The organism is Brachybacterium tyrofermentans, from assembly GCF_039526165.1.
GTDB lineage: Bacteria > Actinomycetota > Actinomycetes > Actinomycetales > Dermabacteraceae > Brachybacterium > Brachybacterium tyrofermentans.
This window is the reverse complement of the sequence record NZ_BAAAIR010000050.1, coordinates 166,421-181,683: the sequence shown is the minus strand read 5'-3', so window position 1 is coordinate 181,683 and position 15,263 is coordinate 166,421. Positions and strand designations below refer to the sequence as shown.

The following is a 15,263-nucleotide window of genomic DNA, read 5'->3' as shown; positions in this document are numbered from 1 at the left end:
TCGATCCGGCATCGATACCCGTACCAGAACCGGATCCGGATATCCTGGGCCCTTCCGTCAGCGAAGTCCCAGGAGTTCCCCGTGTCACAGCCCCCCTCCTCGATGCCCCAGTACGGCGGCCCGATGTCGACCCCGCCGTCATCCCCGATGCCGCCCCCGCCGCCGAAGAAGAAGCGCACCGGCCTGATCATCGGCATCGTCGCGGGAGCGCTCTTCCTCATCATCGCGGTGCTCGTGGTGATCGCCCTGATCATCTTCTTCGCCGTACGCGGAGGCGGAGGGGACACCACGGGCGGCGGAGGCGACGGAGGCGGCGGAGGCGACAAGTCCGCCACCCCGGAGGAGCAGGCCACGACCCTGGTCACCGACTACATGGACGCCCTGGTCGCCGGGGACTCCACCACGGCGTTCGAGCTCGTGGCGGACCCCAGCCCGAGCGACGAGATGCTGCCCGCAGCGGCCTATGACGCAGCGCTCGCGGCCGCCCCGATCGCCGACGTCGCCGTGGAGGCTCCCGTGATGGACCCCGACGGCATGGACGGCACCGTGCCGGTGTCGTTCACCGTGGGCGGCGAGGCGACCACCTACGAGTTCTCCGTGAGCGACTACGACTCCGACGAGGTCCTCGAGCTGAGCTCCCCCATGTGGGCCAGCTACTCGCCGGATTCCCTGGCCGGCCTCGGCGCGACGATCAACGGCGAGGAGCTGCCCACCGATGTCAGCATCGCGATGCTGCCGGGCTCCTACGAGATCGCCCTCGGGGTGGAGGGCTTCGCCCCGTCGACCGACGAGCCGTTGGTGTACACCGACTACGACTCCGACATCGAGTGGCCCGAGGCGACGCTGACCGAGGACGGCCTGACGACCTTCCGCGCCGCGGTGCAGAAGTCCGTCGACGCCTGCATCGCCCAGGACACCCTGAAGGCTGGCTGCGGCATCGGGGAGCTCCCCGCTACGACCGATGACGGTTACACCCTCACCGACGGCACCGTGAAGCGCACCCTCCCCGAGGACGCGCAGCGCACCATCGACAAGATGACGGCGACGCCCAGCTATGACGAGCCCACCTTCGTCGAGGGCGAGTACATCGGCACCATCGACACCAAGATGGAGTGCGAGAAGGACGGCCAGAAGGGCACCTGCGAGATGTGGCTGGGCGGCGGACTCGGCACTCCCTCCGTGGACATGGCAGATCCCAAGCACCCCGTCACCTGGAGCTGACCGAGAGCGGCGCAGCATCGAGCACCACCCCGGAGCGGACCAGCACCTCGTGCTGGTCCGCTCCGCTGTGTCCCGCGGTGCTTCCCGCAGTGCTCCCTGTGCCTGAACCGTCGCAGCCCTGCGGCACACTGGGCGCATGATCCTCGAGCCCTCCGACGACGCCCCTCCCGCGGACTCCCCCGAGCACCGCTGGGAGCGCGGCACCTGCCCACGCTGCGGCGGCGGCCAGGTGCGCCACCGCGTCATCGGCATGCCCGTCGCCGGGGCAATGGAGTCGTCCCCGTCCTGGGTGGTCTGGGCGGGATGCACGGGATTCGACCCGGACCGTGAGTGCCACGACTGCGAGCACTCCTGGTGGGCTGCCGACGTGGGCTTCGCCGAGGAGCCCGAGGCCTGGACCGATGGCCTGACCGGCGAGGAGGAGCCCGAGGACCCGGCGCCTCTGCGGGTGGTCGGCGCGGTCATCGTGCGCGGCGACCGGATCCTCGCCGCCCGGCGCCGCCCCGGGAAGAGCGCCGCCGGCCGCTGGGAGTTCCCCGGCGGCAAGATCGAGCCGGGCGAGTCCCCGCAGCAGGCGCTGCTCCGCGAGCTGCGCGAAGAGCTCGGCGTCGAGGCGACGGTGGGATGGCTGATCGGCCGCGGGGAGGCCGACGCCGGCGACCGGGACCTGCACCTCGACTGCTACTGGGTGCGTCTGGACGACGAGGGTCCCCTCGCCAGCACCGATCACGATCAGCTCGAATGGGTCCCCCGCGAGGAGCTCGCGCGCAGAGACTGGGCCGACGCCGACGTGCCGGTCCTCGCCCGGATCCTCGACGGGGCCGAGCCGCGGTTCGGCCGCGGCTGATGGTGCGACCTCACGCGCGGCGGCTCGTGCTCAGCTGGTCCGGAGCAGCTCGCGCAGCAGCTCCGACTCCCCCTCCCCACCCGGGCGCTGCAGCGCCGTGCGGAATGCCGGGACGGCCCGGTCGTGCTCGCCCAGGCGGCTGAGCAGCTCGCCACGGATGACATGGAACGGGCGGTGCGCGTCGAGCTCCGCGGCGAGCGGCTCGAGGTCGGCGAGGGCGACGGCCGCCCCGTCGGCCTCGGAGATCGCGACCACACGAGCGAGCTGCACGATCGCCGTGGGCCAATGCGCCAGCAGGATGTCATAGAGCTCGACCACCTCGCGCCAGTCGATGTCCTCATGGCGCGTGGGCACGGCGACGCATGCGGCGATCGCGCCCTGGAGCAGGTAGGGGCCGCGCCCGCCCTGAGCGAGGGCGCCGACCACGACGCGATCCGCACGATCGATCAGGCTGCGGTCCCACTGCGTGCGATCTTGCTCCGCCAGCGCGACCGGACGGCCCCGATCGTCGGTTCGGGTGGAGGCGCGCGCCCGCAGCAGCAGGGCCTGGGCGAGCAGCCCGCGCGGCTCGGTCTGCGCCGGCAGCAGGTCCACCAGCACCTCCAGCGTGTGCACCACGGTGTCGAGCACTGCGGTTCGCGCGTCGGGCGGCTCCTGGGCCGACTCCGGGGTCCCCTCTGGGGCCGCTTCCGGGGGTGGCTCCTCGGAATCCGACCCGGTGGCCAGCAGCACCGAGAGCACGTCCAGCACATCGACGAGCCGGGCCTCGAGCTCCTCTGCCGGTGGGACGCGGCACGGGATGCGGCTGAGACGGATGCGCTTCTTCGCCCGGGTCAGCCGGGCCGCCATCGTGGAGGTCTGCACGAGGAACGCGGCAGCGATCTGCTCCGTGCTGAGCCCGCCCACGAGGCGCAGGGTCAGGGCGATGCGCGCGGTGGGGGCCAGCGCGGGATGAGCCGCCAGGAAGATCAGCCGCATCCGTTCATCGAGCACGACAGGCGCGGCTTCGTCCTGGATCCGTCGATCATCCTCAGAGCCGTCGCCGCCGCTGCCGGCGTCGTCCCACACCAGCAGGGGCAGCTTGCGCTGGAGGGTCTGTGCCCGCCGCATCGCATCGAGCGCACGACGACGGGCCGCCGTGGTCAGCCAGCCGGCCGGGTTCTCGGGGACACCATCGCGCTCCCAGGCCTCGAGCGCCTGCGAATAGGCCTCCTGCACGCTGTCCTCGGCGAGGTCGAGATCGCGCGTCAGCCCGACCGTCGCCGCGAGCACCGTACCCCAGTGGGCACGGTGCGCCGCCGCGACGGCCCCCACGACGTCGCGGTCGCTCACGCAGGGTCGTTCCCGGGCGCGTCGGCCTCACCGGCGCTCATGGGGCGCACCTCGACGCCGCCACCCTGGCGGAGGATCGGGTTGCGCCTGGCCACGGCGATCGCGGCGTCCAGATCGGGCACCTCGATCACGTAGAAGCCGACGATCACCTCGTTGACCTCGACGAAGGGTCCGTCCACGAGGCTGTCGGCACGGATCGACGTCGTCGCGTCGTGGTCCGCGAGCGGGCTGCCGAAGACCATCACGCCCTCGTCCAGCAGCTCCTTGCCGTGGGCGTCGTGCTCAGCCATCTGCGACGCCAGCACCTCGGGGTCGGTCGTGGCCTGATCGGTGGGGTGGTACAGGAACACGGTGTAGCGGGCCATCTGGATCATCCTCCTCGCGGGGCGGCGTCTCTCGCCGTCCTCTCCCTGTTGTCGAACGGGCTCCGCAGAATCGACAGGGCCCTGTGCAGGCGCTCAGCGCACTCCGTCGGGGAACGCGGACGGTTCGCCCGGCTGCGCGGTCGGATCGAGGTCGATGCCGTAGTCCGCGGCGAAGCGCAGCTCGGTCCCGGCGTAGACCTCCTCGGCGTTCTCGTCGAGATGGAACACGCGGGCTCCGCGCAGGCGGTGGTCCTCGGCGCCGCCCGCACCGTAGGTGCCGAACCCGGTGCCGGGACCGTAGCCGAGCTGGATCCCGTAGTAGTTCCCGACGTAGGTGTTGATGTGGTCATGGCCCACGAAGAGGCCCTTCACATCGCCGCGCTGCTGCATCGCGGCGAACATGCCGGAGTTGAACGGACCGGGGCACTCGTCCTCGTTCCGCTCCCCCACGAGGGAGTGCTTCTCCACGGCGCGGGCATGATCCGCCTCGGTGCGTGAATCGACGCTCGCGAACCACATGAAGCGGTGCTCCCACAGGGCGATGTGCTGGAACACCAGCCCGGGGACCACGGCGGAGTTCGTCCGCTCGAGCTCCTCCGAGGACCGCAGGTACCACTGGATCTGGTCGGGGCGCAGCCAGTCCCAGTCGGGGTAGCCCTCGAAGTCCTGGCCGGCGATCTCCTCGGGGGCGTAGCGGCCGGAGTCCAGCAACCACAGGGCGAAGGCATCGGAGCCGCCCTTGCCCGTGCCCGCCGCGGAGCTGACGGTGAGCACCTGGTTACCGCTGCCGGTGATGTCCTTCGCCCCGGGCGTGTTCACGTTGTGGGGGTATCGGGCGACGAAGTCCAGGTAGCCCTGCTCGTCCAGGCCGGTCGTCGCCGTGGAGTCCTCGTCGTGGTTGCCGAAGGTGATCGCCCAGGCGATGCCGCGGTCCTCCATCGGCCGCACGACGTTGTTGATCGCCTGCTTCGCCTCGAGCTCGGTGGTGGGCGAGCCGTCGATGACATCGCCGTTGATGACCACGAAGTCCGGCTGCACGTCGTCGAGCACGGCCTCCTGCAGGGCGATGGTGCGCACGTCGGTGCGATAGCCGTCCTGGGTGTCGTTGAACTGGACGACGGTGAACGTGCCGTCGTCGCGGAATCTCAGATCACCGCGCACGATGCCCTCCTTCGGGTTCCTGCCGTGCCCGCCCTTCGTGGGCGCTGCCGAGGCGGCACCCATCATGCCTGCTGCGGCGAGTCCTGTCGCGGTCATCGTCGAAGCTCGCAGCAGCGAGCGACGCGACGGGGCGGAGCCGAGCGACGAGTCAGCGGTGCCTTGGGGCCCTTGCGGGCCGTGGGAGCCGTGGGAGCCGTGGGCATCGTGGAGGGAGTCGCGGGAGGAATCGCGCGCAGTCATCGTGGCCGCCGTTCGGATCGGGGAGAGGGCCGTGCCAGGCAAGCACAGCGACGGGGCCGCCGCCGGTCGGCACGGACTCCGTGCCGGGAAGGGACCGTGAACGACGGGTGAACCGTCTCGTGCACGGCCCTCAGGAGCGCACGACGCGTCGGCCGACGCGGGCCAGCAGCGCCTCGAGCGGCCCGCGTCCGCCCCGTGCGGTGAGCATCGCGCCGAGCCCGACGGTGAGTGTCAGGTGCACCGCGAGAATCCCGAGCCCGGCGACGTACCAGGGCATCGAGGTCAGATCTCCGCTCGACACCAGCACCGCGGTGATGAGCGCGACGCTGGTGAGCGCCACGTGGATCACGTACAGGGTCAGCGGCGCCGCTCCGGCGCTGGGCAGGATCCGGGCGGGCCGGCCCACGAGATGCTGTCCCGGCGGGAGCAGCCCGATCGCGACGGCGATCAGCGCCACCGCGACCCCGCCCGTGGCGAGCATGTCGCCCAGCGTGCCGGTGTGGGGCGCGGCCTGGTACCAGGTGCCCGGGGTCGTCGCACCGAGTGCCCCGGCCACCAGCGGCAGGACGTACCCGATCACGGCGGCGACGGTGCCGCTCGCCGCGGCGAGGCCGGCGGCCCGCCAGGTCCGCCCGCTCTGCCGGGCACGCAGCAGGCATCGCATGAGCACCATCCCGAGCAGCAGGTACAGCACCCAGGTGATCAGCGGGTACTGGCCGGTGAGCGCGATCCCGCGCAGCACTGTCAGCGGTTCCCCGAGACTCAGCAGGGTCACGGTCCCGAACTCGACGGGACCCGGGACGCTCTGGGCGAGAGGGTGCCCGCCCACCGCGAGCACCGCGATGAGCGGCACGAGAAGAGGGGTGGGCACCAGCAGCAGGGGCGCCGTGATCATCATCGCCAGGCCGAACGGCACCAGCACCACCATCACCGCCGTGGGCAGCAGCTCCAGCAGCAGACCGATCAGGGCCACGCAGGCGCCGCGCACCATGACGGAGGCGACGGCGCCGCGACGATCACCGCGCTCCAGCCGGCGCCGCGTGGCGAGCACGAGGCTGCAGCCGCCGATCACGGCGAAGAGCGTCGAGGAGGGACCTTCGGTCAGCACATGGGCGACCCGGGCGAGCGAACCCTGGATCCCGCCGGCATCGGGCATCAGCGCCAGCGGCGCCAGCAGGTGGGCGGTCATCATCCCGATGATCGCGAGCAGGCGCACCAGATCGAGCGCCTCGATCCGGTCCGACGCAGGGCCGGGGTCGTGCGCCGAGTCAGGGCTGGCTCCGGCCACGGGGTCGACTGTGGTCGCGGGCGCGGGCGCTGTCCCGAGCACCGTCGTCGATCGGTCTCCGACGACGGGGTCCGGTTCCGGGAGGCAGGAGGTCGATGTCATGCCTCCAGGTTTCCGTGCGCGGCGGCAGAGCACGTCGGAGCACGGGTCGACCCCGGATCCTCCTCGGGGAGGAGTGCCGGGGAAGGACGTGGTCCCTCCGTCGGACCCGCCGTCCCCGCTGTCCCGACCGGCTCAGCCGGTCCGCACCGTGTCCAGCACGATCGACTCGTCGCCGACCTCGGTGCAGGTGAAGGTGGTGCTCTCGAGGGTGAAGCTCTCCCCCGCGGCGCAGACGGGTTCCTCACCGCCCACCTGGAGGGTCGCCGTGCCGCCCTCCGTGGCCTCGACCAGTCGTATCCGTTCTGTCGCCCCGTTGTTCTCGGTTCCCTCGCCGGCGTCCAGCGGGCGCGGCAGCTCGTAGAACTTCGTGCCGGAGATCTCGATATGGCAGCTCGAGTCCGTCTCGCAGGTGGAGCTCCATCGGTCACAGGCCGCGAGCGGGATGGTGAGCCCGACGATGGTGAGTGCGAGCAGCACCTGGCGCGGCCTGCGTCGACGACTGATCCGGGTTCCAGTGCTCAAGCTCGCTCTCCTGCTCGCTCTCGTGCTCGTCCTGCATCGGCTCGTGCCACCGTAGCGGGCATCCGCGCCGGACGGCGATGGAGAGGACTCCCCGTTCGCCGCCCCGGGCGCTCATCGTCGGAGCGACCGCTGCGTTCAGCCCTCGCGGACGGTGTCCAGCACGATCGAGTCGTCGCCGACCTCGGTGCAGGTGATGGTCGTGTCCACGATGGTGAAGCTCTCGCCGGCGGCGCAGACGTGCTCCTCGCCCCCGATGACCAGCGTCGCGGTTCCTCCGTCGGTGGCCTCATGGATCGAGATCCGATCCGGACGCCACTTGCTGTTGTCGACCCCTTCGTCCGCGTCCAGCGGACGCGGCATCTCATAGGCTTTGTTCAGGCCCGATATCTCGATGTGGCAGCTCGAATCGACATCGCACTTAGAGCTCCAGCGGTCGCAGGCCGCGAGCGGGAGCGTCATGGCGATGATCCCCAGTGCGAGGACTGCGTGCCGCATCCTCCGTCGGGCGATGCCGGGCATCCGGTTCTGCATGTCTCTCCCTGGTGTCGTCGATCGTGACCGCGTGTCCGATCGCGAGGACTGCACCGGTGCGGCGGGGGAACTGCTCCTCCCCCGCCGCGTCGGGCCCACGGATCGTCCCTCCGCTCAGCCCGTCGTGCCGGTTCCCCATTCACGCTGGAAGGCCTTGCGTCGCGTCGCCTGCTCCACGGGATCCGGCACCGGGAGCGAGGCGATCAGCTTGCGGGTGTACTCGTGCTGAGGGCGCTGCAGCACGTCGGGCCCGTGGCCGTCCTCGACCAGCTCGCCGCGCAGCAGCACGCCGATCCGGTGGGCGAGGGAATCGACCACGGCCAGGTCGTGGCTGATGAACAGCGCCGCGAAGCCCAATCGGGCCTGCAGCTCCCGGAACAGCTCGAGCACCGTGGCCTGCACGGAGACGTCCAGGGCACTGGTCGGCTCGTCGGCGATCAGCAGCTCCGGCTCGAGCACGAGCGCTCGGGCCAGGGAGATGCGCTGGCGCTGGCCTCCGGAGAGCTCGTGCGGGTATCTCGTCGCGTAGGACGCGGGCAGCTCGACGGATTCGAGCAAGGTCCTCACCTGCCGGGAGCGGTCCCCCGCGGACTGCCGGGGCTCGTGGACGATCAGCGGCTCGGCGATGCATTCCTCGATCGTCAGGTGCGGGTTGAACGAGGTCGCCGGATCCTGGAACACGAAGCCGATGCGCCGGCGCACGGGCTTGAAGTCCTTCTCCCGCACCCCGTTCATCTCGTGCCCGAGCACCTGGAGGCTGCCTCCGGTGGCGCGTTCGAGACCCGCGATGGTACGGCCGATGGTGGTCTTGCCGGAGCCCGACTCCCCCACCAGCCCGTACACCTCACCGGCGCGGATCTGGAAGTCCACGCCCTTGACGGCGCGGAACGGGGCCCGGCCCAGCCTGCCGGGGTATTCGATGACGAGGTCCTTCGCGACCACCACGGGAGCGGCGTCCTCGATCACCTGCTGCTGCTCGCGGCTCAGCGCCGTCCAGGCGGAGTTCCGTCCCAGGTGCGGGACCGCGGCCAGCAGCTTGCGGGTGTACTCCTCGCGCGGGCTGGCGAACAGCTCCTTCACCCCGGCCCGTTCGATGATGGAGCCGCGATACATGACCGCCACGGAATCGGCGAGGTCGGCGACCACGCCCATGTTGTGCGTGATGATGATGACCGAGGTGCCGAAGCGGTCGCGCACATCGCGCAGGAGCTCCAGGATCTCCGCCTGCACGGTCACGTCGAGCGCGGTGGTGGGCTCGTCGGCGACGATCAGCTCGGCGCCGAGCGCGAGCGCCATGGCGATCATGATGCGCTGCTTCTGGCCGCCGGAGAACTCGTGCGGGTAACGGTCGATGCGCTCGGCCGGATCGGGGATCCCCACCGACTCGAGCGCCGCGATCGCCTCGGCGCGGATCTCCTTGCGGGTGATCTTCGGCCGGTGGGCCTTCAAGCCCTCCCCGAGCTGCCACCAGATGGGGAACACCGGGTTCATGGCGCTCGAGGGCTCCTGGAAGATCATCGAGACGTCCTCGCCCCGCAGCGCCCGCAGGCGCTTCCCGCTCAGCCCCACCACGTCGGTCCCGGAGACGAGGATCGCCCCGGAGTCCTCCGCCGTCTCGGGCAGCAGCCCGAGGATGGAACGGGCGGTCACGGACTTGCCGGAGCCGGACTCGCCGACGATCGCGAGGATCTCCCCCGGCGCGACGCTCACGCTCACGCCGTCGACCGCGTGGACGTCGCCGCCGTCGGTCGCGAAATGGATGTCCAGGTCTGTGATCTCGAGCCGGGGAGTGCTCTGCGTGCCGGTCATGCCGTCACCTTCTTCCGCTGCGCGCGCGAGCGCTTCCTGCGGGTGCGCAGTCGCGGGTCGTTGAGATCGTTGATGGATTCGCCCACCAGGGTCACGCCGAGCACGGCGGCCACGATCGCGAGGCCCGGGAAGAGCCCGGTCCACCAGATCCCGCTGGTCGCATCGCTCATGGCCCGGTTGAGGTCGTAGCCCCATTCGGAGGCGCTGGTCGGCTCGATGCCGAAGCCCAGGAAGCCGAGGGCGGCCAGGGTGAGGATCGCCTCGGAGGAGTTGAGGGTGAAGATCAGCGGCAGGGTGCGGGTGGAGTTGCGCAGCAGGTGGGTGCCCATGATGCGGCGGTGCCCGGTGCCGATGACCTTGGCGGCCTCGACGAACGGCTCGGCCTTCAGCCGTACCACCTCGGCGCGGATCACCCGGAAGTACTGCGGCACGAACACGACGGTGATGGAGATCGCCGCGGCCATGATGCCGCCCCAGGCGCCGGACTGGCCGCCGGAGATCACGATCGACATGACGATCGCGAGCAGCAGCGAGGGGAAGGCGTAGATCGCGTCGGCCAGCATCACCAGCACACGATCCAGCCAGCCGCCCACGTAGCCGGACAGCAGCCCCAGCGCGACCCCCAGGAACAGGGACGCGATGACGGCGCACACCATCACGGCGACCGCGGTGCGGGTCCCCCAGATCACGCGGGAGAGCACGTCGAAGCCGGTCACCGTGGTGCCCAGCAGGTGCTGGGCCGACGGGGGCTGCTGACCACCGAACTTCACACCGTCGGCCCCGGTGGCGGCGAAGCCGTAGGGGGCGAGCAACGGGGCGAACAGGGCCGTCAGCAGCAGGCCGACGACGAGCACGACACCGGTGATGAGCATTCCCCGCTGGAGGCCGACGCTGCGACGCAGATGGCTGACCACGGGAAGTCGGAAGTACCAGGGCGAGCGGGCCGTGGCCGCGACGGTCGCCGATTCCACCGCGAGGTCCGCGTCGGTGCCGTCGCCCTCCCCGGGCGGAACAGGGTTCGAGAGCGTCATGTCAGTACCTCACTCGGGGGTCGATGAGGGCGGCGACCACGTCGACCACGAAGTTGGACAGCGCGACGATGACCGCGAGCATCATGACGATGCCCTGCACCGCCACGTAGTCGCGGGCCTTCATGTACTCGGCGAGCATGTAGCCCAGTCCGTTCCACTCGAAGGTGGTCTCGGTGAGCACCGCGCCGCCCAGCATCATCGCGATCTGCATGCCCATCACGGTGACGATCGGGATCAGAGCGGGACGCAGGGCGTGGCGCGTGGTGAGCCGGGACTCGGAGACCCCGCGGGAGCGGGCGGAGTCGATGTACTGCATCTCCAGGGTGCCGATCATGTTCGTGCGCACCAGGCGCAGGAAGATCCCGCCGGTGAGCACGCCGAGCGCGATCGCCGGCAGCACCGCGTGCGACGCCACATCGATCAGCACGTCCACGCGGCCCAGCCGGAGCGCGTCGAGCAGGTAGAACGGGCTGGGGTTCAAGATCGAGCCCATGGTCAGCTCGCCGCGGGTCGAGATCCGCCCGGCGACCGGCAGCCATCCCAGGCCCGCGGAGAACACGAGCTTCAGCAGCAGGCCCACGAAGAACACGGGCGTGGCATAGCCGAGGATCGCGACGACCCGCAGCACGGCATCGGGCCAGCGATCGCGGGTGCGCGCCGCGATCATGCCCAGCGGCACGCCTGCGACGAGCGCCACGACCACGGCGTAGACGACCAGCTCGAAGGTGGCGCCGCCGTAGGTCGTGAGGATCTCGGTGACCGGGGTGCGATCCGTGTAGGACATGCCGAAGTCGCCCTGCAGCACGCCGCCGAGGTAGTCGAAGTACTGCACGATCAGGGGCCGGTCGTACCCTGCCTCGGCCCGCCGCTGCGCGAGCTGGTCAGGGGTGAGGCGGCCGCCGAGGGCCGCCGTGATCGGGTCGCCGGTGATCCTCATCAGGAAGAACACGACCGTCATCAGGATGAACACGGTCGGGATGATGAGGAGGAAGCGGACCAGGATGTAGCGGCCGAGACCCCCGCCGGACCGCTTGCGCCGGGGCGCAGGCGTGCTGGCGGGGGTGTTCTCGACCTCGGTGTCGAGGCCCGTGGTCACTTGCTGAGCGGGGCGAGGCGGAACTTGAACGAGGAGTCCAGGGTGACGCCCTGGACCTCGGACGTCGACACCGCGATCTGCGCGCCCTGCAGGAGCGGCAGGGTGGAGATCTCGTCGGCGACGATGTCCTGGATCTTCACGAACAGGGCCTCGCGCTCGGCGGGGTCCGCGGTGCCGCGCTGCTGGGCGATCAGATCGTTGACCTCGTCGTTGCTGTAGTGGTTCACCAGGAAGTTGTCGGTGAGGAAGAACGGCGTGAGGTAGTTGTCCGCGTCCGAGTAATCGGGGAACCAGCCCAGCTGGTACGCCGGGTAGACGTCGGTGGTGCGGTCCGTGGAGTACTGCACCCACTCGGTGGACTGCAGGTCCACGACGAACAGCTCCCCCTCCTCCAGCTGCGCCTTGACGGCGGCGTATTCGTCGCCCGAGGAGCTGCCGTAGTGATCGGGGTTGTACTGCAGGCTGAGCTTGACCGGGATCTCGACGCCCGCATCCTCGAGGCGCTGCTTGGCCTTGGCGGCGTCGGGGCCGCCCTTGCCGTCGCCGTAGAGGTCCTGGAACTGGGTCCCGTTGCCGGGCAGACCCTCGGGGATGTACGAGTACAGCGGGGTGTAGGTGTCCTTGTAGACGGAGGTCGCGATGGCCTGGCGGTCGATGAGGTCCGCGGCGGCCTGGCGCACGGCCTGCGACTTCTTCGGGTCGGCGTCCTCGGTCTTCGCACCGTAGGGCATGGTGTCGAAGTTGAACACGATGTAGCGGATCTCGCCGCCGGGGCCGTCGTGCACGGTGACCGCATCGTCCTTCGAGAGGTCCTCGATGTCGGTGGCCGAGAGGGAGCGCCACACGCAGTCGATATTGCCCTGCTGGATGTCGAGCTTCATGTTGTTCTGATCGGCGTAGTACGACATCGACACCTTCGCGGTGGTGGGGGCGCCGAACAGCCCCTTGTACCCCTCGAAGGCCTCGAAGGAGACCAGCTCGTTGAGCTTCCAGGTCGCGATCTGGTACGGCCCGCAGAAGGCCTTGCCGGAGACGATCTCGTCGTCGGGCAGCACCGCGTCGGCCGGGAACACGTCGGCGTCGACGATCGGGCCGGCCGGGCTGCACAGCACGTACGGGAACGTCTGGTCGCCCGGCTCCTTGAGGTGGAACTCGACGGTCAGGTCGTCGACCGCCTCGACCTTCTCGAGGTTCCCCAGCAGGCTCGACGGGCCGTTGGGGTCGGCGATCTTGAGCTGACGGTCGAAGGTGTGCTTGACGTCCTCGCTGGTGAGCTCGTTGCCGTTGGCGAAGGTGAGACCCTCCTGCAGGGTCACGGTGTAGATGTTGTCGCTCGTGAACTCGGCGGACTCGGCGAGGTCGGGCTCGGGCTTGCCGTCCTCGGAGCCGATCTTCGTGTTCATGAGGTAGCCGTAGACCTGCGTCCACACGGTCGAGGAACCGTTGTCATAGGCAGCGGCCGGGTCGAGCGCGGTGACCTTGTCGGTGGTGCCGACGGTCAGGGCGCCCTCGGCGTCACCACCGCCGCCGCTCCCGCCGCCGTCGTCCGTGGTCTTGGCGCAGGCCGACAGCAGCACGGGGATCCCCGCCAGGGACAGCAGAACTGTGCGTCGCTTGGGGGTGAAAGCGGCATCGAACATGGGTTCCTCCAGAGGGCAGGCCGGTGCACGGGTCACGGCACTGTGACGGATCGACGCGGCTCCATGTGGCGGAGCACACGCATGGTGTGGCCTGCAACCTAACAGCGTTGCCCGCCCACCCCGCATTCCTGGACGGTTTCCGGGGGCCTGTTGCGCAATCGTGACGGAGCCGGGCACCCCGCGCCGCGATCCTGTGCCTCGCGGCGCGGGACTGACAGCACCGGACTGACAGCACGGGGCTGACCGCACACGACCTGCTGGCCTACGATCCGACCATGATGACCCCCGCACGGGTTCAGCCCTCGTCCGCCCTCCTCACCCCCGGGGCGACGCTCGAGAAGGTCGCCACCGGCGCCACCTGGGCCGAGGGCCCGGTCTGGCTGCCCCAGCGCCGGGCCGTGCGCTTCAGCGACATCCACACGAACCGGATCCTCGAGTACTCGGAGGAGACCGGTGAGCTGACCGTGTTCAGCGATGCCGCGGAGCACACCAACGGCCGCACCCTGGATCTGCGCGGCCGGGTCGTGGAGTGCTCCCACGGGCGCCGCGCCGTGCAGCGCGATGCTGCCGTCGGCCCCGGTGACGAGCATTCTCCGACCACGCTCGTCGACCGGTTCGGCGCCGTCCGCCTGAACTCTCCGAACGATGTGGTCGTCGCCTCCGACGGGGCGATCTGGTTCACCGACCCGGCCTACGGCATCAAGCGGCCCGTCGAGGGGCACGCCGGCGAGGAGGAGTACGGGGATCGCTATGTGTTCCGCTTCGACGAGTCCACCGGCGCCCTCACTCCCGTGGTGATCGACATCGAGGCACCCAACGGGCTCGCCTTCTCGCCCGACGAGTCCCTGCTCTACGTCGCGGACTCCTCGCTGTCCCCGGCGGACCCCGACGTCGAAGGCACCGAGCGGCCGCGCGGTCGCGCGATCCACGTGTACGACGTCGTCGAGGGGCGCCATGCGAAGAACGGGCGGAGCCTGGTCGAGGTCACCCCCGGCCTGCCCGACGGGATCCGGGTGGACGTCGCGGGCCGGATCTGGAGCTCGAGCCTGTCCGGGGTGCAGGTGTTCTCCCCCGACGGCGAGCGCCTGCTGGACCTGCCCGTGCCGGAGAAGACCGCGAACCTGTGCTTCGGCGGGGAGGACGGGAGCACGCTCTACATCGTCGCGACGTCGAGCCTGTACCGGATCCGCACCACCACCCGGGATGCCAGCGCGACGGCACCGGGGCCCGCGGCCTCATGATCGAGGTCGGCGCGAACCCGAGCAGTCTCTTCACCCGGAAGCTGATCGCCCTCAGCGCGCTGACACTCGTTCTCCTCGGCGTGGGGATCCTGCTCATCGCCCTCGCGTTCCTCCACGGGTGGCCCTGGGGCGCGTTCCTCGGTGGTGGCATCGCCGTCCTGGGTGGGTTGATCTGCCTCAGCGGCGGCCTCGGGATGATCCGCGAGCGACGCATCGCCGGGGCCTCCTCCCGTCGGCCCCTCCAGATGGTGACCGTCGGACGTCCTCTGCCGGCCCCGACCACCCGGCGCGACCCGTGGGCGTGGGAGGACGTGGTGCGCGCCGTCGCCATGGCGTTCGCCGACACTCCGTACCTGGTGATGGCCGATCAGGACCAGATCCGCATCTCGGCGAATCTGGCCGACGCCCGGTGGCGGCACCTGCTCACCGAGCGGAGCCTGTCGACGACGTTCGCCAGCACGCTCGTCCGCACGAAGCCGGGGACGGCCCGCCGCCTGGACGTGGTTCACGAGGTCGAGGCCTCCGCCGGGCCGGCCGGGCTCGGTGCGGTCGCCGCACTGTCATCGGGCCGCAGCTGGCACTTCTCCCGCCGGAAGGACTGGGCGCTGAACCGGTACGGCTTCCACACGGTCGTCGACTACCGCTTCTCCACCGGCGATGTGAACGTGCCGCTGGACCATGTGCTGAAGACGGCCGGTTGGCGGCAGACCCTGGACGCCGAGTCCAAGGGGGCTCTCGTGATGGGCATCCTCGGTCTGTCCGCGGTCCCGCTGGTGCCCCTCGCCTTCCTCGTCAAGTGGCTCGTGGAACGCTGACCTGCCGCGCGCCTCGTGCCCG

General features: G+C 70.4%; 14 protein-coding genes. 4 read left to right on the top strand and 10 right to left on the bottom strand.

Going from position 1 to position 15,263, the window contains the following annotated elements; genetic code table 11:
* Positions 1 to 81 precede the first annotated feature (81 nt).
* The gene (locus tag ABD093_RS18050; RefSeq protein WP_343926218.1) at positions 82 to 1,221 is read left to right on the top strand and encodes a hypothetical protein; all 1,140 of its coding nucleotides are present in this window, start codon (positions 82 to 84) and stop codon (positions 1,219 to 1,221) included.
* Between the two features lie 136 nt (positions 1,222 to 1,357).
* Positions 1,358 to 2,068 (top strand): (deoxy)nucleoside triphosphate pyrophosphohydrolase, encoded by a 711-nt coding sequence (locus ABD093_RS18045; RefSeq protein ID WP_343926216.1) that lies wholly within the window; start codon positions 1,358 to 1,360, stop codon positions 2,066 to 2,068.
* A 30-nt stretch (positions 2,069 to 2,098) separates the two neighbouring features.
* Here the strand turns inward: ABD093_RS18045 and ABD093_RS18040 are convergent, their stop codons facing one another.
* The 10 genes from ABD093_RS18040 to ABD093_RS17995 form a co-directional block, all read right to left on the bottom strand.
* Positions 2,099 to 3,400 (bottom strand): RNA polymerase sigma factor, encoded by a 1,302-nt coding sequence (locus ABD093_RS18040; protein ID WP_343926214.1) that lies wholly within the window; start codon positions 3,398 to 3,400, stop codon positions 2,099 to 2,101.
* On the bottom strand, positions 3,397 to 3,765 hold the full coding sequence (locus tag ABD093_RS18035) for a YciI family protein (RefSeq protein ID WP_343926212.1): 369 nt from the start codon (positions 3,763 to 3,765) through the stop codon (positions 3,397 to 3,399). The genes ABD093_RS18040 and ABD093_RS18035 overlap by 4 nt, the downstream gene beginning before the upstream one ends.
* A gap of 93 nt (positions 3,766 to 3,858) precedes the next feature.
* Positions 3,859 to 5,166: a metallophosphoesterase family protein gene (locus ABD093_RS18030; protein WP_343926210.1), complete on the bottom strand. Its 1,308-nt coding sequence runs from the start codon at positions 5,164 to 5,166 to the stop codon at positions 3,859 to 3,861.
* Positions 5,167 to 5,296: 130 nt separating this feature from the next.
* The gene (locus ABD093_RS18025) at positions 5,297 to 6,556 is read right to left on the bottom strand and encodes a heparan-alpha-glucosaminide N-acetyltransferase domain-containing protein (RefSeq protein WP_343926208.1); all 1,260 of its coding nucleotides are present in this window, start codon (positions 6,554 to 6,556) and stop codon (positions 5,297 to 5,299) included.
* Between the two features lie 132 nt (positions 6,557 to 6,688).
* Positions 6,689 to 7,078, bottom strand: coding sequence for a hypothetical protein (locus ABD093_RS18020; RefSeq protein ID WP_343926206.1), 390 nt, complete (start codon positions 7,076 to 7,078; stop codon positions 6,689 to 6,691).
* A 135-nt stretch (positions 7,079 to 7,213) separates the two neighbouring features.
* The gene (locus ABD093_RS18015) at positions 7,214 to 7,609 is read right to left on the bottom strand and encodes a cupin domain-containing protein (RefSeq protein WP_343926204.1); all 396 of its coding nucleotides are present in this window, start codon (positions 7,607 to 7,609) and stop codon (positions 7,214 to 7,216) included.
* A 114-nt stretch (positions 7,610 to 7,723) separates the two neighbouring features.
* The gene (locus ABD093_RS18010) at positions 7,724 to 9,418 is read right to left on the bottom strand and encodes an ABC transporter ATP-binding protein (protein ID WP_343926202.1); all 1,695 of its coding nucleotides are present in this window, start codon (positions 9,416 to 9,418) and stop codon (positions 7,724 to 7,726) included.
* Positions 9,415 to 10,449: an ABC transporter permease gene (locus ABD093_RS18005; RefSeq protein WP_343926200.1), complete on the bottom strand. Its 1,035-nt coding sequence runs from the start codon at positions 10,447 to 10,449 to the stop codon at positions 9,415 to 9,417. Before ABD093_RS18005 ends, ABD093_RS18010 begins: the two co-directional genes overlap by 4 nt.
* 1 nt (position 10,450) lies before the next feature.
* Entirely contained in the window at positions 10,451 to 11,545 is a 1,095-nt protein-coding gene (locus tag ABD093_RS18000; protein WP_193115939.1) for an ABC transporter permease, read from the bottom strand.
* The gene (locus tag ABD093_RS17995) at positions 11,542 to 13,185 is read right to left on the bottom strand and encodes an ABC transporter substrate-binding protein (protein ID WP_193115940.1); all 1,644 of its coding nucleotides are present in this window, start codon (positions 13,183 to 13,185) and stop codon (positions 11,542 to 11,544) included. Before ABD093_RS17995 ends, ABD093_RS18000 begins: the two co-directional genes overlap by 4 nt.
* A gap of 275 nt (positions 13,186 to 13,460) precedes the next feature.
* Between ABD093_RS17995 and ABD093_RS17990 the strand changes: the two genes are divergently transcribed.
* Positions 13,461 to 14,426, top strand: coding sequence for an SMP-30/gluconolactonase/LRE family protein (locus tag ABD093_RS17990; RefSeq protein ID WP_319021465.1), 966 nt, complete (start codon positions 13,461 to 13,463; stop codon positions 14,424 to 14,426).
* A complete protein-coding gene (locus ABD093_RS17985) occupies positions 14,423 to 15,241 on the top strand; it encodes a hypothetical protein (RefSeq protein ID WP_193115941.1) in 819 nt (272 codons plus the stop codon). The genes ABD093_RS17990 and ABD093_RS17985 overlap by 4 nt, the downstream gene beginning before the upstream one ends.
* The last annotated feature ends 22 nt before the right edge of the window (positions 15,242 to 15,263 follow it).